The organism is Daejeonella sp. JGW-45 (assembly GCF_029360805.1).
In the GTDB taxonomy this organism is placed as follows: domain Bacteria; phylum Bacteroidota; class Bacteroidia; order Sphingobacteriales; family Sphingobacteriaceae; genus Daejeonella.
On record NZ_JARKNC010000008.1, the window covers coordinates 555,822 to 577,615 of the forward strand.

Consider the following 21,794-nt stretch of genomic DNA (forward strand, 5'->3'; position numbering starts at 1 on the left):
TCTTTATTCCTCTACGTTTTCCGCCCGGAAAAATAAAGATAAACCGGCACACCAGAGAAAATAAGAGTTAAACCTACAGCTGCCTGAACAGGGTTCTGAATGATGGTTACTATAACCAGCGTGAGACAAAACATGGTAAAGATAACAGGTAAAACCGGATAGGCTATTACCTTATAGGGTCTTTCATCATCAGGATATTTATAGCGCATCACCATCACTCCCAAAGCAGTCGCGCCATAAAAAATGAATGAAGCAAAAATCAGCAAGTCGGTTAACTGGTCGAAACTGCCTGACCATACCAGTACAATAGACCAGCCACATTGCCACCATAAAGCCCGGGACGGTGAATGATATTGAGGATGCACCTCGCCCGCGTTTTTGAAAAATAATCTGTCGCGGGCAACGGCGTAGATAATACGTGAGGACATTAAGATCGTGCTATTGGTACAGGTGAATGTCGCTAGCACAATTAGAGCCGACAAAATTATTGCTCCCCCGGTTCCGCTGATCACCCGGGCGACTTCTACACCGGCAATCTTGTTAGTCATTGAACTCAAAGCAGCCAGTTGTTCCACAGGAATAATGTATATGTAGGCTGCATTTACCAGCAGATAAAGAATGATCACACCAAACGTACCTGCAGTTAACGCAATAGGTATATTCTTTTGCGGCTGCTTTACTTCTTCGCCGAGATAACCGATGTTGCTCCAGCCCTCGTAGCCCCAAAAAGCGCTAACAGATGCTGCAAAGAACGCTGCGATAAGCGCCCAGCCCGTCGGCGGATGGGAAACCGCAGTAAAATTGCTTGCAGTGCCCTGTGACGAACCCAGTGCTGCGACACAAAAACCAAGTATAACCACGATAATACCGGCAATGAGATACCGGCTTAGTCTCTCGCCAAACACAACGCCACGGTGGTTAATAAAGCTTAAGAAAACAATAAGAAGCGAAGCAATGATCTTCGCACCCGAATTCACGCCTAAAAAACCAAGGCCGGGAATATCCCAGACCGGGATCGAAAAGAGGCTATGGAACGATTCAGAAAAGATATAGGCGAGGGCTGCAATTGACGCCGACTTCATAACGGTCAGATTTCCCCAGCCGTACAGAAAAGCAAAGAACTTACCGTAGATCTTCTTGAAATAGACATATTCGCCCCCCGAGCCCGGCATCATAGCCGCAAGTTCTGCCGTACATAAGGCTCCTATCAGACTAAATATACCGGCAACAAGCCAGCAGAGAAGTATCCAGCCGGAGGAGTGTAATGCTTCCGACATGGGCGCGATCTTCTTAAAAACCCCCGAGCCCACGATCGCACTGACAACAAGAAGTATTGCCGGCCACCTGGTTATGGTCCTGTCTAATGCTGGTGCCGCCATCTGTTATAGTTTCGTTAAACCAAATCCGCTTCTGTTGTTCGTCATCAGGTATCCGTCTTCGAGAATAAATCCACCCTCCGCAAGGTCTTCGGCAAGATCGAAGCTACCGTCCAGGTCCAGGAATTTCGTATGCTTGCAAGATAGTGCGGCATGCAAGGCGGCTGTAATACTGATCAGGCTCTCATCATTACATCCCCAGAACAGGTCAATAGTGGCATTCTTCGCAATATCAGCAATCTGCAACGCCGGACAGATACCGCCGCATTTCATCAGCTTGATGTTGAATATCCCGTAGGGCATATCTTTCGTTAGGGCAAGGGCGGTTGCCGGGCTGGTAAGCGATTCGTCCGCAGTAAATATCTTTCTTAATTCCGGAGTAAATTCCAGGAGATCTTTATCCCTTCCGGGGAGGAAAGGCTGCTCGACAACCTCCACATTCGAGTCTTTTGTAAGATCCAGGAACTGCGCAAGTTCATCGATATTGTAGCCGGTATTCGCATCAACGCGGATACTGAAATGGTCCTTAAATCTCTCCCGCAGTTTTAAAATACGCTCGGCGTCTTCCTGGGGATCAAGCCCTGTTTTAACTTTTAACGCTTTAAATCCCTGGCTATAGTACTCCGTTGCTTCTTCTATAGTTTCTGCAACATTCTTGATCCCAATCGTAATAGAAGTAAGCATTTTCTGATGTTGCCTTCCGTAGAAATCCACCACCGGTATATCCAGAAACTGCCCGAAAGCGTCATGCAGCGCAATATCCACCGCTGCCATTGTGCCCGGAAACCTACCATAATATCCTGAAACAGAAGAAATAAGACCTTTGAATTCACGGATATCCTTTCCTATTAATGCGGAGATTTCATCCGATTCCAGGTTTTTGATGGTCACATCTGCCGTCTCTCCTACTACTGCGCCCTCCGGACAGGCAGCGCCCAGGCCAATCATGCCATTGGCAAGCTCGATTTCAAAAAAAATATTCTCCGTATTGTAAAACGTATCCCGGGCAATGGTATAAGGCTTTTTGAGTGCCAGCGATCTCTTGTATGCTTTCAGGGACCTGATCTTCATATCAATTCTTTGATCAGGGGAATCAATTCGTCACAGCCTTCCTCAAGCGGCAGCATTACCGGCAATTTATATTTCCGGTGAAACTCTTCCTTAAAAGCTATTGCTTCTTCCTTACTGCAATCTTCGGTATTCAAAGCTATAGCTATAACCTTCGAGCCGTATAAACGGATCAGTTCGATCTCCGATGTCAGTCCGGGGATAGCTCCCCAGGCGGGATCATGCTCGTAATACTTACGTTTAGGCGCGTGAACCAATACCACATGTTTTGCATTGCCTGAGATCAGCATTTCCGAACCACAGGGCCCGCTCGGATTTCTAAGAGCCGCCTGTCCTTCAATAAGCACCACATCCGGAGCTGTTTCACGGACACAGGTGAGGATCGCATGCTCCATCTCCCCCCCTACAAAATCGTTCAGGGTGGAATCAAACACAAACCCATATTTTCCGCCCTGAAGCCAGCCTGTCTGACCTGTATAGATCATCTCCGCGTGGATATTATGATCGGCGCAAGCCTTTAGAATGAATCGTGTCGTGGTACGCTTTCCAAGGGAACAGTCTGTGCCCAGCATGGCAATGACCGGAGTTTTAAGCTTTTTGATCTCGCCCGTCCAGAAGTGCAGATCAGCCCTGTTTTTCGGGCGCCGGATATCAATCAGTTCTACATGATATTCTTTTGCCAACTCAAGCATCTCCGGACGGTCATTCAAATAATCATGCAGCCCGTTCACCACCGACAGCCCATTTCTGATGGCTGTTTTAATATCAGTAAGCATGCTTTCCGGAAATATGCCTCCTGTAGTGGCAACGCCGACAATACAGTAGTCAGGTTTGGTTTGCATGGCGTCTTCCAGGCTAGCAAACACGGGCAGGTTACGTCGCAGGCCATCAAGGACCTCGCCCGCATCTCTGCCTGCATTTACGCTATCTACGAATCCGACAATTTGAAAACGCTTACTCTCCCGGATCAGTCCATGAGCAGTTTTAGCGTCAGAAGTATGGAGCAAACCTCCAGTGAGCACCAGCGCGTTAGGTATCATTTAGTATAATTATTGATTATTTAACAGGTTTTAATAATACATCCTGGTAGGTATGATCTGAGTCGGGATCAATGATCTTCATTTTGATCTGATCTACCGAACCGTCAGGATTAAGTGAGAATGTGACGTAGGCATCACCTTTAAGGCTCTTGTTCTTCAATGTTGATATAAAGGTGTTATACTGGTAATACTTAAGCTCTCCGTTAAAATGTGGAAGGTCCTTAAACTCCATGCTCATCCCATCGCCGGAAGGCTTCAACGTTACATCTCCGTACACGGCATCCCTATACTCACCTGCCAGCTTGCTATTCGACAGATCAAATTTACCGGTTGTATCTGCCGGAACAAGATTTTTTTGCTGAGATTCCTTTAATCTTGCAAAGGCCCGGTCCTGCTCGCCTTTAAATGCGCCGATCCAGTCAAACTTGTCGTTTTTAGCATAAAAATCAAGCACATGATAGATGATAGCCCAATATGCGGCGGTTGATTCCTGGTTAGTAAATACCGTTATTCCGAGGTTCAGGTCAGGAACCATAGCTACCTGTGAAACAAAACCGGCAAGTTTGCCGCCGTGACCAACAACCTTATATTTCTGGTAGTTATACACGCGGAAGCCAAGCGCATAGCCCCAGAAATCCATTTGCGAAGGTTTTAATGCCGGCGCAACCCTGCTGATGGGGATCGGCCGGACAATATTCCAGAGCTGCCTTGTTGTTACAGGCTTAAATAGCCGGCCACCGCCTGGTGTACGCCCCGAATCCAGTTGGGTGATCATCCAGTTCGAAATATCGCTGGCATTAGACAGGATCCCGCCCGCGGGATTGCTTGCGTCGCCGGTATTCTGCTCCAGGAAATCATCAACAAGTGTGATTTTGCCGTTTAAGCGGTTGTGTGCAAATGAAATATTAGGTTGTGAGCCAAACTCCGAGTAACGCGAAACACTGCCCGGCATTCCCACTTTATCAAATATTCTCGTCTTGACAAAATCTTCCCATTCCAGCCCGCTTACGGTCTTTATTATTTCACCGCATGCGAGATACAGGATATTATCATACGCATAGGTGCTTCTGAAATCATACACCAGGGGAAGTTTCTGAACTTTCTCCAAAATTTCGCGGCGGGTAAAGGTCGATGGGGGGAAAAGCATCAGATCACCTGAGTAAGCCAGCAAACCGCTCTGGTGAACCAAAAGATCTTTTACCGTAAGATTGGTGGTAATATAATTATCGGCCATCTTAAACCAGGGCAAATGCTGGATAACACGGTCATCCCATTTAAGCTTTCCCTCTTCTACAAGCAGGGCAAGGGCTGTCCCCGTGAATGCTTTTGAATTGGACGCAATTGAAAAAAGCGTATTGCCGTCTACTCTATCATCCGTTCCTATCTTTTTTACACCATAGCCCTTTGCCAGTAATACCTGTCCATCTTTAACTATGGATACACTTAAGCCGGGCACCTCAAAAATATTAATGACTTTTTCAATGTACTTGTCCAGCCCGGGCGGCAGACCGGTCTGCGATTTCGCTGATACGGATATTAAAAGACAAAGAATTAAAGCTGGAATATATCTTAGAGACATAAGGATTACATTAATTACATGACCGGGCTGGTTCGCTTCTTCCCGCTTTCTAAAGTAATGTTTTAATTATAATTTTGATCCCCAAAAAGCCCGGGCACTTATTCTGCAAATATCATATTGCCTTAATTGGAAAGCATAATGTATTATTAAATCTCAGCCTTAAATCTTTTTGACCCTCACGGCCGTCATACCCTTCTGGCCCGGCTCAATTTCGAAAGTTACTTTGTCATTTTCGCCAACTGCTTCCGTCAATTCATTTATATGAACAAATATGCTTTCCTGGGTTTCTGAGTCCCTGATAAATCCATAACCTTTGGATTCGTTAAAGAAAGTTACCTTTCCTTTCCGGATAAGGTCGCCCGGCTGGATAGCCTCTTGTTTGGGAATAGCTATCTGTATGTCCTCTGTGTTGATCGTCTTTTTCTTTGCAGGATCCGGCGGAGTTGACGTAATGTTCCCATTCTCGTCCACGTAAGCCATCATCTCGTCAAGGGTTTTCCCCTTTACTGCATTATCTTTCCGCTCTTCTGCCTTTTCCCGCTTTTCTTTCTGCTTCTTTAATCTCTTTTTTTCTTTTTCTTTTTTGTTGAATGTCTCTGTTGATCTGGCCATAGTTTAATTTAACAGTCTTTTTTTAGTTAATAATTGTATTTACTCTACCGTGGAAAAGAAATACATCAATAAAAAAGCATCCTCCAAAAAGGAGAATGCTTCACGAAATAATTATATAGTATACTAAGCTACTTTTACATTTACCGCGTTAAGCCCTTTCCGGCCTTCTTCTACATCGTATTGAACGGTATCATTCTCGCGAATGTTGTCAATCAGACCTGAAGTGTGTACAAAGATTTCACTTCCACCATCGTTAGGTGTAATAAATCCGAAACCTTTAGTTTCATTAAAAAATTTTACTGTTCCTTGTTGCATTATATTGTGTTTAATAAGTCGGCAAGATACGCATAAAATCCTTAATATTCTAATTTCCAGCAAGAAACACTGATAAATTAACTGGTCGCGTTGAGCAGAAGCACATTTTTATTGGCACCCCGCTATGCAGAAACCAGATTCGGATGCAAAAAATAATGCCTGTCAGTACCCGATTGAGATCCACTCTGTTTAATTTCCTTGTATGCTCCCTTGCAAGATGTGGATCTGTAGTGCCAGCAGAATTTCTTAAGTTTACGGCGATAAGTCCTCATGACAATCCTGAAAATTCCGAACATTCCCCCAGTAGCCGCCGTGTTATTAGCCATTGTGAGCGTTCAAGGCGGGGCCGCGATTGCTAAAAGCATCTTTCCTGTATTGGGAGCTGTAACAACTGCAACGTTCAGGATCGGGTTATCAGCCCTGTTTCTTCTTTTTATGTTCAGGCCGCAACTAGATAAGCTAAGCTCTGCACAATGGAAAGCCGTAATACCCTTCGGACTCTCTCTGGGTGCGATGAATCTTATTTTCTATTTATCGATCGAACGAATTCCTGTAGGACTGGCTGTAACGCTGGAGTTCATCGGTCCCCTCCTGCTCGCAGTGTTTAGTTCAAGGCGTGCATCTGATTTTGTATGGATCTTAATTGCCGCAGCTGGCATTGCGCTGATAGCTCCCTGGAATGAGCATCGCATTGATATTACCGGTGCTTTACTTGCTCTGTTAGCTGGCGGGTTCTGGGCGGCCTACATCCTGCTTGGAGGCAAAGTCTCCAAAATAATGGATGGCAATCAGGCCGTGGCCGTCGGGATGATATTTGCAAGCCTGCTCGTTATGCCCTTTGGCTTTACTTCGCCCGGTTTGCAGAACTTTACCCCGGGTTTGATCTTCGCCCTATGTGCTATCGCCATATTATCAAGTGCCATTCCATTCCTGCTTGAGATGAATGCCTTAAAAGTATTGCCGGCTCAAACCTTCAGTATCCTGATGAGTATGGAACCGGCAATAGCCGCATTATCGGCAATGGTATTCCTGGGAGAACACCTTAAGATCAATGAATGGCTGGCGATAGCTTTGGTGATCTCAGCCAGCGCCGGCGCTGCGCTCACTAAAAGACGGAATGACAAAAAAGCCGAAACACAAATCCCCCACTAATAATAATACCGGCCACCGAAACCCGCCCTAGCCCAACTTTCAACTCTCAACTTTCAACTTTCAACTTTAAGAGTGCTGCCCCTCATGCACGCCTTCAGCAAATTCCTCACACATCTTCTTATTGAAGGCAGGAAGGTCACCCGGGTTTCTGCTGGTTACCAGGCCCTGGTCTACCACCACCGCGCGGTCCACCCATAATGCGCCCGCATTTGCCAGGTCTATCTGAATAGACGGATAGGATGTCATCTCCCTTCCCCTGACCACGTCGGCGCTGATCAGAGATTGAGGACCGTGACAAATGGCAGCTACCGGTTTACCTGCATCAAAAAAAGCTTTGATAAAAGAAAGCGCCTCTTCATTCATTCGCAGCTGATCAGGGTTAAATACACCGCCGGGAAGCATCAGGCCATCATATTCATCGGCACTTGCTTCGGAAATATGCTTATCCACAGCAATCTCGATCGACCACTGATGATCTTTCATAGCCATAACTTTGTCTTTTTGAGGGGATATCACATCAACCGTTGCTCCCGCCTCTTGCAAAGCTTTCCTCGGACTTGTAAGCTCCGTTTCTTCAAAACCATTCTCTGTAAGAATAGCTATTTTACGATTACTTAAATTAGTCATAATGATTTCATTTAAACTGATGAATTCTGTCCTAATTTAACAGGAGCGCCCGGAAAGATGTTTTGAAAAGTTGTAAGTTGTAAGAACTAAAACTGAAATCATACAACAAAAAAGCTCAAACATCTTTGGTGGATGTCTGAGCTTTTTAACAATGTTTGTACATCTAAAAACAGTCAACCTATTTTAGGACGTTACAATGACTTCAGATTTTTAGTCGCGGTCCCCGCGCCCCTTACCTTTTTTTGATTTTCCATATCTGCTGTCGTAGCGACTATCGTATCCATTGTCGTAACGGTCATCGTATCTGTTGTCGTAACGATCATCATATCTGTTGTCATACCAGCTGTTCATTTTTTTACGCTGTCCGGGAGGCATGCCGTGGGGATGGCCTTTCTTATATCTATTGCCACCCAGGTAAATTTTAACCCGCTCAGCTCTCATTTCATAATGACCCGGTACCCTGCGGCTTCCTATGCCGAAGATTCCGGAAGTACGGTATTCAGGTATCCAAACGCGCCGTTCGCGAATTTCCCACCTGTAGTCTCCCCGGTTATCACGATAAACCTGGCCGTCGTTGGTAACATAAACAGATTGCGTCTGCCGATACTGCGCTTGCGCATTCATAGTCCCCGTTGCTGCAAAGAGGGCTACCACTATTAGGATCTTTTTCATAAAATATGTATTACCATAAGCCTTCGTGGCTTATATATTACATACAATATCAACGCCAAAGATGAAGCGGGGATGAAGTTTTAAAAATTTAATTCAGCTTTTGTGCGATCAGGGCAACAGGGATACTGTTTGCCAATTTAATAATATCATCCGCATAGTTCTCCGTTTTTACGGTGATAAGTGCCGACCCGAGAGGCACCTGTATCTCATAAACCGGATTTGCGGTATCTGAACCCCTTTGAATAAGTGCTTTGTAGCCGTCAACTTTTATTACTTTCTGATCACCATTTGACCCGGTTCCCAGGAAAGGCAAAGCTAATATGGCGTTGATAGAACTTATCAAAGGAGAATTACTAATGATTTCCAGGGATGCCTTTTTATCACCCGCTTCATATTCCCGGTGTATAACAGCTCCTGCAAAACCCGCTGCACCACTTACCTCGTCTTCGGCTATCTTCGCATTTAAACCTCCCAATGTTTCCGGCAATATTTTTAAGGTTTCTTTGCCGCTGATAATATCGAGCTCCTGCAGCATCTGCTGCATAGCAAAACGTGAACCTTCCAGGTTACCTGAGCTGTACGACTGCCGGGCAGTCTGAATGTTTGCATTGAAGTCCTGCCCGCTGGCAATATAGCTCAATGCCAGGCCCATAAGGGTTAATGTTAACTTTCTCATTTTTTTATTTTTCGCCTAAAGTTCTTTTAATTTCATCAATATTAAACTGGCTCACTGCAGCGACCATCTCCTGTTCATTGGCAAAATTGATCCCCTCATAGGTAAGCAGCGACGATTGGCCAAGCGGTATACTTACCTTATATCCGCTTGATGCATCATACTCTATAATCGCCTTTTGACCTTTGATCATAATTTGCTTCCATTTCTGCTCACCGTTAGTAGAGGTCTGTGCATAAGCGCCGTTAACAATAAATTGATTTATTGCAGATAACATACTGTTATTAGCTATCGCGAACTTGAACTGCCTGCTATCCGATTGGTAGGTGCGCTGAATATTCAGTCCGGCCCATCCCCATCCTGAGCTGGATACCTGATCCTGATTTGCTTCCCTGGCCAGCCCTGCTACAGTTTCGGGGAGCGACTTCAAAAGCTTGTTGCCAATTTCCATTTCGACTCCCAGTATTGCCTGCTGTATCGCATAACGGGAATCACCATAATTCTGAGCTTTAAAAGCAGTTTCCGCACTGTTCAGGTTTTCTTTTACATCCGGGGGCGTCGTTACCAATCCGGCGCCCTGGGTGTTTCGCATCCGTCCGCTGCTGCTTCCCGCAGCCGGCGACCCGGAACCGGTGTTCGTTCCCGAAGGACTTGCCGTGCTGCCATCAGAAGAGCTTTGTCCGTCTCCGCCGATCAGCTTATCGGTTTTCTGCTCGATCTTTTTGTCGATCACTTTCTCAGCAGCGTCGGCGGCCTTCTGCTGAAGTTTTTTCAAAAACTGCGCATTTGCAGAAGCCTGGAATAGCAGGATGATGCCCAGGCTTATAAATACTTTTTTCATTTTATTTTTTGTTTTGGTAGAGTCGGTTAAGCTCATTTTCTCCTAAGTTTAGCTTAACCAGTTTTCGTCTTTTATTAAAGTTAAAAATTATTAATTTTTGAAATGTATTTCTTCGCGGAAAATCCGTTGAACTGCATTTTTCGTATTTAGATAATATGGCAGCTTTTTTGTTACGCATTAGTATAATATGACCAGTGACAGAAACTAATTTTATTCATTATTACGATGCTAAAGAAAAGAAACACACCAAAAAAAACAGCGGTCAGCGAGGAAATTGAAACTTCTGTAAATGACGAATTACTTCGTATCAGGCGCGAGAGAGTTAATGAAGCCATCGAAATCGTAGGCTACGACCCGGTTAAGATCGAACAGTACCTGAACCGCAAGCACGTAGCTTAAGGAACAGTCCCGTATTCTGAATTCCTTTCCGAACTGTGTGAAAGCATTTTGTTCTAAATTTATTGTTTTTATATTTATTCCTCGTCTGGGAACAGGCACCGGATAAATGCATAGAATCATTTTAAAGTTAACGCTGGCTCTCGTTATTTTTCTGTCTTTCACCTCTGCTGCTGCCCAAACCAATAGCCTGCCAGCCGACACCTCCCGTGTACGCAAGAAAACAGGCAAGTTCACCCTCACCAACCTCTTCAACACCGGGAGTATGTATTATTTCACCGGAGTAGTTTCCGACCATAAGCCCTCGTTTGATATGCGCTTGACCTATGATAATACGCGGGGGAATTGGGGAGCGCTGCTGTTTAAATCATTCGAACTCGTAGAGCACAACGCACCATTTAATTATGCACTGGTGGTACTCAACAAACGCTATTTCATAGGACCGCGTATCATGATCAGTCCACAGGCTGGGGCACAGCTAAACCAGATAGGGACTATTGCAGGCGAGGGTACTGATTTTCTGACCAACCTGACTATCTCCTACCGCTTTGCTAAAAACCTTTCGATCAGCAATGATGCAGTAATGCAGAACCTGGCGTTAACCAACCGGGCCAATTGGACAAACCGCATCAAAGTTCAATATCAGAAAGCAAGTTTTGTCGCATCCGCCTCCATTTGGGACCGCAACCGCATCTTCGGTAATCCTGGCTATTTAGCAGCCGGCACCTTCCTAGCCTATAGCGGGATTAAGCTTTCTTCGAATATGAACCTCGTAATGACTTTCTCCCAGATTGAAATAATCAGCGCAGACACCCCCAGGAAAAGCGGCATGATGTTATCCGCAGGAGTGGCTTTTTGAGTGATACGTTGTAAGTTTTACGTTGTAAGTTTACTAAACGCCGTACCAGCTTGGCAGGAGCCGGAAGTTAAAACAATAGAGTTTATCCGCCCAGACGTATAACTTATAACGTATCACGTACAACTTAAAACCTCCCTACACCTTCACCGTCTTCCACTTCCCCTTGCTAAACAGCCACAAGGTGAACAATCCGACCGAGGTTTCTGAGAAGAACACTGCCCAAAACACACCAGACTCCTGCCAGCCGAGAGAAATGGCCAGGTACCAGGATAAAGGGATCTGTATCAGCCAGAAAAATACGAGGTTGATATAGGTAGGCGTCTTCGTATCACCGGATCCGTTAAATGCCGCTGTAGAAACCATCCACCAGCCGTATACGAAATAGGAAAATGAGAGTATCCTCAGCCATTCAGCACCAATCTCAATGACCCTGCTGTCATCCGTAAAGATGCGCATCAATGAATCGTTAAAAATAAAATACACCACCGACACAATCAGCAGGTAAACCATATTATATTTACCCGTCGTCCAGACGGCCGATTCCGCCCGGCCGGGGTTACCGGCACCGAGGTTTTGCCCGACCAGGGTAGTTGCTGCATTAGAAAGCCCCCACGCTGGCATCATGGTAAACATCATAACCCTTAGCGCGATTGTGGCGCCCGCCACAGCTTCGCTCCCTACCTCGGCAAGGATTCGCATAATGAAAATCCAGGAAGTCATGGCCACGATCATCTGGCCAATGCCGCCAAGTGACGTACGCAGGATACCCAGCATGCTTTTCGCATCCCAGTAAAATTCGGAAAGTTTTACCCGGATGCGTTTATTACCTTTAAAAAGGAACCAAAGCTGGGTTAGCACACCGATGCCGCGGCCAATATTGGTGGCTATCGCTGCCCCTTCTATTCCGAGCGCAGGTACCGGCCCAAACCCTGAGATAAGCACCGGGCATAAGATGATATTGATCCCGTTCGAGATCCACAGGACCCGCATAGCGATCGCCGCATCCCCTGCTCCCCGAAATACCGCATTGATCACGAACAGGAGCATAATAACGGCATTCCCGCCCAGCATCCATTGGGTGTACCGGTAGCCGTGGTCAATAACCCACTGGTCGCCTCCCATTAATGCCAGCAGATCCTTGGCAAAAAATATCCCGGCAAGCGAAAAAGGCACCGAGGCCATAATAGCCAGAATGATCGACTGTATAGCAGAAGTCGATGCGCTCTCCCTGTTCTTTTCACCGATACGGCGTGCAATGATCGCGGTCACTGCCATAGCTAGTCCCATGGCGATAGAGTACAAAAGAAAAAGGTAAGTTTCCGTCAATCCTACCGTGGCAACCGCCGAGGCACCAAGCTTGCTTACAAAATAGATATCCACGACTGCAAAAGTCGACTCCATTATCAGCTCCAGGATCATCGGCACAGCCAGCAGGAAGATCGCCTTCTTCAGCGGGATAGAAGTATAATCTGCTTCGGTGCCGGCAAGGGCATTTTTTATATGCTGCCAGACCGAAACTTTAGGATCAAGGGCAGGTGGGCTATGTTCAACTCCGTTCATAAGGTATTATATACGATTTATGTTAAAACAGTGACCTATTAAATCTTCATAGATCATATCTGTCATAAAAGTAGTAAACCTGGAAGAGACCAGGGGTACGAGTTACGACAAAAAGGAGGGGCGTACGCGACAATCTGATCCCCGAAATATTTATAAAAATAAACAGCTGAGCGAAGTAAAATTTTGTACTTTAATTATTTAAAGTACTATCTGTCATGCCGTATAACCGGAGGAATTTTATAGAAAGGAGCGTTGCAGTTACGACAGCTTTATTTTTAAGTTCACTTGAAGGCTTTGCCTCATCAGTTGCTGCCGTTCAGAAACCATCCGCTGGATTCGGCTTAAAGATCATGGCACCTTATTGGGGCTTCAGCGGTTCAGTGACAGAGTTCTGCAGAAAGGCAAAAGCCGACGGATATGATGGTATAGAGCTCCTTTGGTCGCCCGATATAGCCCGGGAGCTTTTTGCAGCATTAAGCAAATACGAGTTAGAAGTGGGCTTTCTTTGCCGGGGCGACGAGCCAGCTTTGCCGGCACACTTCAGCACGTTCCAGAAGGTTCTCCGTGAAGCCGTCGAACATCAGTCGCAACGACCCCTGTATGTCAATGTTCACTCCGGCAAAGATTTCTTCAGCTATGAGGACAATAAGAAGTTCATTGACTTCACAATTAAGTATGCCCGGGAAACAGGAGTACCTATTTATCATGAAACCCACCGGTCGCGGATGCTCTATTCAGCTCCTGCCTCACGCCTTTATCTGGAACAAAACCCGGATCTGAGAATAACTCTCGACATCTCTCACTGGTGCAATGTGAGTGAGAGCCTGCTGGAAGACCAGGCCGAAACCGTTGCTTTAGCCATTTCGCGCACCGATCACGTACACTCACGGGTAGGTCACGCCGAAGGCCCGCAGGTAGGCGATCCACGTGCGCCTGAATGGCAGCCGGCTGTGGAAGCACATTTCGCCTGGTGGGATAGCCTGGTGGCTCTCAAAAAAGCCGAAGGTAAAACACTAACCATGCTGACAGAATTTGGCCCGCCCTCTTATATGCCCACCATCCCGTTCACTAATAAACCGGTAGCAGATCAATGGGCGATTAATGTGTTTATGATGCAGGCGTGGAAAAAACGATACTTGTAAGTAATACCCTATGGAATTTGACAAACAAATATGAATACCATGAACATTTTACAGACACTTTATGAAGAGCTGACAGGCTTCTTTGGTATCGGCGGTATCATCCAAATAGTAAAATCCGGCGACTATAGCGTATTATCGACCTTCGAAGGAATACGGCACCTGATGGGTCCGATTATTCCGCTGCTGTTGTTACTTGAAATCATCAGGGCCGCCTTCTATAAACGGTTTAAGATCGATGAATATAAAATCCCATTCCTGGTGTTTATCCTGAACCGATTCATTTCCCGGTTTATATCAATCGCGGCAGTTGCTTTCTGCATCGGGCTATTAGAACCCTACGCCATCATTACCACGACATTTACCTGGTACTGGCTGATCTACGGATACATCGTCTGGGAGCTTGCCCATTTTGCTTACCATTATTTCGGTCACAAGGTGCGGATCCTGTGGTGCCTCCATTCTACCCACCATGCACCCCAACAGATGAACCTGTCCGTGAACTTTGCGCACTTCTTCCTCGAAGCACCTTATGCAGATGTTATAAGAACATCGATATGTATATTGCTTGGGGTAAACCCAGCCCTGTTATTCTTCATCATGTTTGTTGATGGCTTCTGGGGTTCCTTCATTCATATCGGCGAAAATGTGATCAGGGATGGAAGGCTCGGTTTTTTAAATAACCTGCTGCTGACACCCTCGCACCACCGCGTCCACCACGCAAAGAATCCCTTGTACATGGATACTAATTTCTGCAACCTGCTGAATATCTGGGACCGTATCTTCCACACCTATCAGAATGAGCGCCGGGACATTAACATAGAATATGGCATCACCAGGGAAATGAACCCAAACAGCTTATGGGATGTATATTTCGGCGAATTTGTTTGCCTTGGCCGGGATATCGCATCTGCACCGGATTTTAAAAGCAAGCTCCTTTATATCGTCATGCCACCGGGATGGAGTCCTGATGGTAATCACAAAACCGCAAAAACGGTACGCGATGCTTTTATCGAAGAAGAAAATATCATCAAAGATGTAGAGGCTGTTAGCACCGTCAGGGCAACTGCTTAACAACTTCCTGTATCAGCAAGGCGGCCACCACTGATTGAAGATATAAATTCAAAAACAGAGAAGCATACGACATCCCGGTCCCGAATTTTGAATTAATAAGAAATGGACAAAACCCTATAAGCTTTTTTGGAAAGCAGGGCCCGTAATAGTCATCCGGGCGGGCACCTTCAGGGTGGCTATCTATGATAGTAGGCAGCTGTAATTCCCAGAATCATATTCCAACTTCTCAATCCCTAACTAAAATATCAGTATGCAGTTTCAACCCTGTGCTGGATCAATAAACTTAGTAACAGGCATCACTTTTTTATTGGTTCGCAGTCATTACTTTCGTTTGGAAGGATGTATTGAAATCCGCATATGAATGCGGCGGTTGCCCGGACGATTAGCGCCCCGTAACCCTTTTTAATGAACCATTCAAGTTATCCGATGTTATACTAACAAAAATCTTATCCAAACCCTTAAACGATACGTATGAATACACTTACCACACTTAGCGAAGTTTTAAACCAATTGAAAGAACGGGGTTATACAACAGATTTTAACGTAGGTGATAATTGTCTGATCTGCCATGGCAACTCGCTCGAACTGCATCCCGACGAATTTGTCGTAGACAGACATTACCGTTTTGAAGGTTCCACGGATCCGGGCGACCAGGCTATCGTTTATGCAATTTCGTCTTTAAAGAATGATGTGAAAGGCGTATTAGTCAATGGATATGGAGTTTACAGCGATCCAATGACCGACGAGATGGTCAACGCGCTGCGGACAAGGGAAGACTCAGCAGATACAGACAGCGAAATAACATTTAATGAAGCCACGCCACAACGCCCTGAAGGCGACCGCCCTATAAATGCTGAACTTATAGAGATTGACCTGATAGCTACAAAACAACAGATCAGAAATGAAGCACCTTGGGAAAACAGCGACAGGAATGCCATCACCTTATTCAAAAATGAAAATATGCGGATCGTAATGATCGCATTGCATGACGGTGCGGAAATGAAAACGCATACCGCGTCGGGGGTTATAAGTGTGCAGGTACTCGAAGGCGGCATTAGCTTCCGAACTGAAAAAAAGTCATCAGATATTAATGAAGGCCAGATGGTTACACTCCAGGCAGGAGTACCGCACAGCGTCTTTGCCCGCAGCGAATCCGTATTCCTGTTGACGCTCGCCTTAAAGATCTGACACTTCCCTTGTGCCGGCACGCTGAACTACGAAGAACCTCCTATTTCAATTTTTTCTCAAAAAAATCAATCGTCCGTTTCCAGGCAAGTTCCGCAGCCGCTTTATCATAACGCGGCGTAGTATCATTATGAAAACCATGATTGGCATTCTCATATATGAAAGCCTCATACTCTTTACCATTGGCCTTTAACGCCGCTTCATAAGCAGGCCATCCCGCGTTAACACGGGTATCGAGCGATGCATAATGCAATTGCAGGGGCGCCTGGATCTTCGGAACGTCGGCTACAGCGGGCTGTCCGCCGTAATACGGAACCGATGCAGCCAGTTCAGGTAACCTCACCGCCATGGAATTGCTGATGGCGCCGCCAAAACAAAATCCGACCACGCCGACTTTGCCGTTGCAATCTTTATGATTTTTCAAGTATTCAAATGCAGCTATAAAGTCCTCCAGCATTTCTGCACCATTTCTTTTAGCCTGCATGGTCCGGCCCTCATCATCGTTACCCGGATAACCACCCAGCGGCGTTAACGCATCAGGCGCGAGCGAAATAAAACCTGCAAGCGCCGCTCGTCTTCCAACATCCTCGATGTAAGGGTTCAGGCCCCGGTTCTCATGAACAACAACGATACCGCCAAGCGGCTTCTTTCCTTTAGCAGGTCTTGATAATAGCCCTTTGATTGTGCCGCCGCCTTTTGGCGAAGAATAATTAATATATCCGGACTTCAGACGCTTGTCATCCGGTTTGACCTGGATATTACCCTGATAATCGGGCATGAGGAAGCTCATCAAAGATGTGAGGGTAAGTCCCCCCACCGCATAAACGGATAACTCCTGCATAAATGAGCGGCGATCGATCCGGCTATGTGCATAATCGTCGTAAAGGTCAAACACTTCCTGTTTGATATCTTCTTTTTTGATTTCGTTCATAGTCTTACTAAGTTATTAAAATTCAAACGAAATTCCGAGGAATCATGTCCTATAGCCACTCCGGCTATACGTTCCTATCTCTAGGGTAAATTCAGGCAGAAATTATTTATATAAACACAGACTAAACCCGGACTAAACGCGGACTAAACCCGGATGAATGCCGGATATATCCCTGTTTTTTACGTGTTTAATTAGTGTTTACTTTTATTTTAATTTTGATTTATCCTGGAAATCTCCTACATTAAGGATACAATTAACCCCCAAGTCATATGGGAAGATTAATAAACGGGCCTAACGGGCCTTTCATAGGCAAAGCAGGAAGTTTTGTCGGCTATACAGTCAACGGTGTTGGCTATATCAAAGGGTTATACAAGCTGAGAACCAAGCCTCCAACAGAAAAGGAAGCGTTCAATCAAAAAAAATTCGCAGTTGCGCAGAAGTGGCTGCACCCTCTTACAATTTTTGTCAGAGCAGGGTTTAGAGGTTACAATGAACGGTTTCAAGGTTTCGTAGCAGCCAAATCGTACCTGATGAAGAATGCCCTTAAGGTCATTGATGATCAAATAGTTATTGACCCCGCCCTCGTCAGGATCAGTTCAGGAACCTTGCCATTACCTGAAAATTTAGAATGTACGTTTCAAGAACCTGATATTTTTCGTTTTGCCTGGACACCTTCGCTGTGGGAAACACATGGGTATGATCAGTTAATAGTTTTGGTCTACGATATAGAAAACGGGCAAGCTTACGGGAAAGTTTATGGGAAAGACCGAAGCTCCGGTGAGCAGCTTTTGAGTGTTGGTAACCCTATTGGTAAGACCTTTCATGCTTATGCGGGGTTTATTGCTGCAGACAGAAGCCGGCAATCGGATAGTGTGCATTTTGGGAAGTTTGAGTTTTAAGCGGATTTTCGTCACATACAGATCAATGCCCCGGCAAATGAATCAAACTATTACCAAAGCATGCGGTCCGGGGATCAAAGCGCTTATCGTCTTATGCGTATCAGTAAGTTTCTGTGGAGGCCTGGTTAACAGGGTGTCAGCCTCCGGCAATACAAGGGATACTATTATCTTAACCGATAGTGGCCCTATGCTCAATTTCAAGCAAGGTCCTCCGATTGAATTAAAGTGGGATAACGGTCCGGTATCATTGGGTATGGTAATGGATATGAGCCTGGTTAGGGCGTCGGGCAAAACTTCGCAGGATCTCATGATAAGCCGCATCTGGGATGGGCTGCATATATTTCAGTCCAATAGCTTTTCTTCAAAAGACCTTTTCAAGCCATCTCAGCTTGTTGGAAAAGCCGGCATCCTGTTGTTTCAGCCCTTGGATTGGAATAAAGACGGCGTAACAGATCTCATCGCCTCCAACCGGGATGGTTTTCTCTATTTTATGCCCGGGACAGGGGTATTTCCTAATACGAGGTATGAAGAATCGCAGGCAGAAGTTCTGCGGGACCCGGTAAATGGTCTCCCTTTCAATGTCCCTTACGAAAATCCAAACTACCCTGAACAGGACGACCTGGGCGGGTATATTGATGCGCAATACTATAATTACACCTATCCGAAGGTCTATAGTTACCCGGCGTCTAAACACAGAGACCTGATTATTGGCGATTGGGGAGGTAATCTTTGGTGGCTTCCTGATCTATCTGATGGCAGTGGACGTCCATCGTATAAAGGCATAAAATACCGTAAGGAAAAAAGCATTCACAAGGCAGGAAGTCAGTATCAGAAAGACCTTGGCCTCGATTATGTTAAACCCGCAGAGAAAATAACAGATGAATCCGGTCAACCGTTCTTATTGGGAACAGGAAAAGCAGAGGAACTTATTTTCAAAGGCGCAAATACCCGGCCTATCGTTTATCCTGACGAGTCGTGTAATCCTGGTTTGCTAATTATAGCCGGCTCCTCCCGTCAGCAATTCTTTTTTCTGAAACGGGTTAATTCACTTAGTGAACGCAAGCCTGTGTTCAGAAATATGGGCGAAATACATATTGCCGGGCTGGATAAATCCAGGCTTAACTTTCATGCAATACTCACGTTGTTCGAAAATAAAGGCAGGAACGATTTGCTGCTGGCTACCGACAATTACCTTGCTGTGATCGAAAACTCTGGCTGGGAAAGAGGTTTGCCGCGCTTAACATTCCGCAGCTGGATGAGCGGGCCGGATGCTACCGGGTCATTCTATGCTTTCAACGATATGCTTACTGATAAACAGGGAAAAAGATATATCGTTCATTTTGCCGGGAAGTCCTGGAATTTTATACCTCTTGATAAAACTCCCCATGGTATACGCCTGCGTTATACCGATTCGCTTCAGTTAATGGATCAAAATGGCGTGTTCCGCGTGGAAGGAGAAACCGACCCTCAATTGTCGCCGGAATGGGGTTATCACAGAATTACACGCTGGGACTTTGATAAGTCTGGTCGTAATCACCTTATAGCAGGCACAGACAAAGGGCTCTTTTATCTTTTGAAAGATGATCCTGCAACGGCAAAGCCCGGCAAGTTTATTTACCACTCCTCCGGTCCTTTAAAAGACTCGGCAGGCAATACCATCAGGATCCACAACCGTGCGGTGGCTGCAAGCCTTGATCTGAATGAGGACGGCTTGGAGGACCTGCTGGTTGGTGGCATAAGCTATCAGCTTGGCATTAAATCCGATCCTGCCCCGGGCGGAGGTATTTACTACATGATCAACCGCGGAAATAATGCTGAGGGAATGCCTGTATTATCGCCACCGAAATTATTGGAGCTGGGCCCGGATTTTAAACCGCGGATAAACAGTCATGTTAGCTTGCAGGTGGTGGACTTTGATAACGATAAAGAGAAAGAAATAATCATCGGCCTTCAAAGCCCCGGCTGGAATGGAAGGATCTACCGCAAGGCAAAAGGTAAGATCGCTCTTCAGTATACAGGTTCTGAAATAATGGCCAGACCTATTAAAGATCAGGTACTGGATATAGATGGCGACGGCAAATATGACATAGTCCGTCCGGGTGATGAAACTGGCGTGGGGTATTATCGAATGCTTGAAAAATGATCGCTGAATTACTGAGCAAATAGGTATTTAACTTCGAGACGTAACTATCCATATTACCGCCATGTAAATTTATTATATTCGGCATAAGTATTATGCACTCATGGCTCATGCGGTTACAATAAAGGATATTGCCAAAATTTTGAATGTATCGGTCTCAACCGTATCAAGAGCATTGAGAGATACCCATGACGTCAATAAAGAGACCAAAGAAAGAATACTTGCTCTGGCTGCAGAGTTGAATTATAAACCCAATTTCAATGCTACAGGCCTGGCCCAGGGAAGCACTCATAACATCGGTGTTGTATTGCCTTTCATTACCAACTATTATTTCTCAACGGTGATAACTGGAATCCAGGAGGTGGCTTATGACAACAATTACAATATCATATTATATATCACCAACGATTCTCCGGAACGGGAACTGTCCATTATTCGGAATCTTTCCCTTTCCAGTCTTGATGGATTGCTGGTATCCGTTTCGTCCAACTCTGATTCCTGCGGTCATTTCCAGGAGATAATAAATGAAGGCACTCCTGTCGTTTTTATTGACCGGGTTGCCCGTAATATTGACACATCAAAAATAATGCAGGATGACTATAACGGCGCATTTGAGGCAGTAGAACATTTAATTGAACAAGGTTATTCTAAAATCGCACATATTGCAGGCCCGAAGGGACTGGACTTTACAGAAAAAAGATTGAACGGATACCTGGATGCGTTAAAAAAACATAATATAAGCACCAGGGAGGAATGGATTATTTATTCGGGGTTTTCGCAGGAATGTGGTGAAACTGATACCATCCATCTGCTAAAAGGCGAACAAAGGCCGGATGCAATTTTTGCGGTCAATGACAGGAAGGCAATAGGCGCTATGCTTGCACTAAAAAAGAAACATATTGCTATCGGAAGAGAAATGGGTGTAATAGGATTTACAGATGACCCTATCTGCGAGCTTATTTCCCCCTCGTTAACAACAATTGCAGAACCAGCCTTCGATATTGGAAGGACTGGCTGCGAATTGCTTTTAAAACATATAAGTAAGAAATACTTTCATCCTCATGAGGTGATTCTGCCAGGGAAACTGATCGCGAGGGAATCGACAATGCGGAGTTACTAGTGTAAAAATTGACATTCTTAATAGAAATGCTTTTACGATTTCAGTGGGGTGTTTTTAGTCGCTTTTTAAAAAGTAAGCTCAATAACAATAAAAGCAGGCGTTGACCCCGAAGGCGGTCGTATATATTTGAAATTCGCACATGCGACCACCTTCGGGGTCGACTTGTCGGAGATATCAATTACTATAAACATGCGACCCCGTCCGAACGGTGTTCATCCGGGCGGGCACCTCTGGGGGTCGGCAAGCAAAATCCTTTAACACTAAGTGTATCCGGAATTAAGAAAGCAAACCGGGAAGCAGGCGTTGACCCCGAAGGGAGTCAGATATTTATAGAAAAGTTCATACCAACCCTTTCCCGACCCGAAGGCGGTCGTATATATTGAAATTCGCACATGCGACCACCTTTCGGGGTCGATTTGTCGGAGATATCGGTTACTATAAACATGCGACCCCGTCCGAACGGTGTTCATCCGGGCGGGCACCTCTGGGGGTCGGCAAGCAAAATCCTTTAACACTAAGTGTATCCGGAATTAAGA

21 protein-coding genes are annotated in these 21,794 nt (G+C 45.5%); 9 read left to right on the plus strand and 12 right to left on the minus strand.

Annotated features, from left to right (window positions below; genetic code table 11):
• Positions 1-11: 11 nt before the first annotated feature.
• From P2W76_RS12060 to P2W76_RS12085, 6 genes are all read right to left on the minus strand, one after another.
• Entirely contained in the window at positions 12-1,379 is a 1,368-nt protein-coding gene (locus P2W76_RS12060) for an amino acid permease (RefSeq protein ID WP_276348078.1), read from the minus strand.
• Between the two features lie 3 nt (positions 1,380-1,382).
• Complete coding sequence (locus tag P2W76_RS12065) at positions 1,383-2,447, minus strand: dipeptide epimerase (RefSeq protein WP_276348079.1); 1,065 nt, start codon at positions 2,445-2,447, stop codon at positions 1,383-1,385.
• Positions 2,444-3,484 carry a DUF1611 domain-containing protein gene (locus P2W76_RS12070; protein ID WP_276348080.1) on the minus strand — a complete coding sequence of 347 codons (1,041 nt, stop codon included), beginning with the start codon at positions 3,482-3,484 and terminating at the stop codon, positions 2,444-2,446. The genes P2W76_RS12065 and P2W76_RS12070 overlap by 4 nt, the downstream gene beginning before the upstream one ends.
• 16 nt (positions 3,485-3,500) lie before the next feature.
• A complete protein-coding gene (locus P2W76_RS12075) occupies positions 3,501-5,063 on the minus strand; it encodes a serine hydrolase (RefSeq protein ID WP_276348081.1) in 1,563 nt (520 codons plus the stop codon).
• A gap of 159 nt (positions 5,064-5,222) precedes the next feature.
• A complete protein-coding gene (locus P2W76_RS12080) occupies positions 5,223-5,675 on the minus strand; it encodes a cold shock domain-containing protein (protein ID WP_276348082.1) in 453 nt (150 codons plus the stop codon).
• 123 nt (positions 5,676-5,798) lie between these two features.
• Positions 5,799-5,990, minus strand: a complete 192-nt coding sequence (locus P2W76_RS12085; RefSeq protein ID WP_079704009.1) for a cold shock domain-containing protein — start codon at positions 5,988-5,990, stop codon at positions 5,799-5,801.
• Between the two features lie 270 nt (positions 5,991-6,260).
• Between P2W76_RS12085 and P2W76_RS12090 the strand changes: the two genes are divergently transcribed.
• Positions 6,261-7,142 carry a DMT family transporter gene (locus tag P2W76_RS12090; RefSeq protein ID WP_276348083.1) on the plus strand — a complete coding sequence of 294 codons (882 nt, stop codon included), beginning with the start codon at positions 6,261-6,263 and terminating at the stop codon, positions 7,140-7,142.
• Between the two features lie 66 nt (positions 7,143-7,208).
• On the opposite strand, the gene P2W76_RS12095 is transcribed toward P2W76_RS12090, so the two are convergent.
• The 4 genes from P2W76_RS12095 to P2W76_RS12110 all read right to left on the minus strand — a co-directional run bounded on the left by P2W76_RS12095 (position 7,209) and on the right by P2W76_RS12110 (position 9,955).
• Positions 7,209-7,769 carry a type 1 glutamine amidotransferase domain-containing protein gene (locus P2W76_RS12095; RefSeq protein WP_276348084.1) on the minus strand — a complete coding sequence of 187 codons (561 nt, stop codon included), beginning with the start codon at positions 7,767-7,769 and terminating at the stop codon, positions 7,209-7,211.
• 210 nt (positions 7,770-7,979) lie between these two features.
• Positions 7,980-8,441 carry a hypothetical protein gene (locus P2W76_RS12100; RefSeq protein ID WP_276348085.1) on the minus strand — a complete coding sequence of 154 codons (462 nt, stop codon included), beginning with the start codon at positions 8,439-8,441 and terminating at the stop codon, positions 7,980-7,982.
• 88 nt (positions 8,442-8,529) lie between these two features.
• Complete coding sequence (locus tag P2W76_RS12105) at positions 8,530-9,117, minus strand: hypothetical protein (protein ID WP_276348086.1); 588 nt, start codon at positions 9,115-9,117, stop codon at positions 8,530-8,532.
• 4 nt (positions 9,118-9,121) lie between these two features.
• Positions 9,122-9,955, minus strand: coding sequence for a hypothetical protein (locus P2W76_RS12110; RefSeq protein WP_276348087.1), 834 nt, complete (start codon positions 9,953-9,955; stop codon positions 9,122-9,124).
• 225 nt (positions 9,956-10,180) lie between these two features.
• Between P2W76_RS12110 and P2W76_RS12115 the strand changes: the two genes are divergently transcribed.
• On the plus strand, positions 10,181-10,354 hold the full coding sequence (locus tag P2W76_RS12115) for a hypothetical protein (protein WP_276348088.1): 174 nt from the start codon (positions 10,181-10,183) through the stop codon (positions 10,352-10,354).
• 106 nt (positions 10,355-10,460) lie between these two features.
• Positions 10,461-11,210: a hypothetical protein gene (locus tag P2W76_RS12120; protein ID WP_276348089.1), complete on the plus strand. Its 750-nt coding sequence runs from the start codon at positions 10,461-10,463 to the stop codon at positions 11,208-11,210.
• 135 nt (positions 11,211-11,345) lie between these two features.
• Here the strand turns inward: P2W76_RS12120 and P2W76_RS12125 are convergent, their stop codons facing one another.
• Entirely contained in the window at positions 11,346-12,770 is a 1,425-nt protein-coding gene (locus tag P2W76_RS12125) for an MATE family efflux transporter (protein WP_276348090.1), read from the minus strand.
• A gap of 215 nt (positions 12,771-12,985) precedes the next feature.
• Here P2W76_RS12125 and P2W76_RS12130 point away from each other — a divergent pair, with 215 nt between their 5' ends.
• The 3 genes from P2W76_RS12130 to P2W76_RS12140 all read left to right on the plus strand — a co-directional run bounded on the left by P2W76_RS12130 (position 12,986) and on the right by P2W76_RS12140 (position 16,171).
• A complete protein-coding gene (locus P2W76_RS12130; RefSeq protein WP_276348091.1) occupies positions 12,986-13,912 on the plus strand; it encodes a sugar phosphate isomerase/epimerase in 927 nt (308 codons plus the stop codon).
• A gap of 39 nt (positions 13,913-13,951) precedes the next feature.
• Positions 13,952-14,983, plus strand: coding sequence for a sterol desaturase family protein (locus P2W76_RS12135; protein ID WP_276348092.1), 1,032 nt, complete (start codon positions 13,952-13,954; stop codon positions 14,981-14,983).
• A 471-nt stretch (positions 14,984-15,454) separates the two neighbouring features.
• Positions 15,455-16,171, plus strand: a complete 717-nt coding sequence (locus P2W76_RS12140; protein WP_276348093.1) for a cupin domain-containing protein — start codon at positions 15,455-15,457, stop codon at positions 16,169-16,171.
• Positions 16,172-16,211: 40 nt separating this feature from the next.
• On the opposite strand, the gene P2W76_RS12145 is transcribed toward P2W76_RS12140, so the two are convergent.
• The gene (locus P2W76_RS12145; RefSeq protein WP_276348094.1) at positions 16,212-17,099 is read right to left on the minus strand and encodes a dienelactone hydrolase family protein; all 888 of its coding nucleotides are present in this window, start codon (positions 17,097-17,099) and stop codon (positions 16,212-16,214) included.
• 269 nt (positions 17,100-17,368) lie between these two features.
• Here P2W76_RS12145 and P2W76_RS12150 point away from each other — a divergent pair, with 269 nt between their 5' ends.
• The 3 genes from P2W76_RS12150 (at position 17,369) to P2W76_RS12160 (ending at position 21,258) form a co-directional block, all read left to right on the plus strand.
• Complete coding sequence (locus tag P2W76_RS12150) at positions 17,369-17,998, plus strand: DUF6266 family protein (protein ID WP_276348095.1); 630 nt, start codon at positions 17,369-17,371, stop codon at positions 17,996-17,998.
• A 37-nt stretch (positions 17,999-18,035) separates the two neighbouring features.
• On the plus strand, positions 18,036-20,141 hold the full coding sequence (locus P2W76_RS12155) for a hypothetical protein (protein ID WP_276348096.1): 2,106 nt from the start codon (positions 18,036-18,038) through the stop codon (positions 20,139-20,141).
• Between the two features lie 100 nt (positions 20,142-20,241).
• Positions 20,242-21,258 (plus strand): LacI family DNA-binding transcriptional regulator, encoded by a 1,017-nt coding sequence (locus P2W76_RS12160; RefSeq protein ID WP_276348097.1) that lies wholly within the window; start codon positions 20,242-20,244, stop codon positions 21,256-21,258.
• Positions 21,259-21,794: the final 536 nt, after the last annotated feature.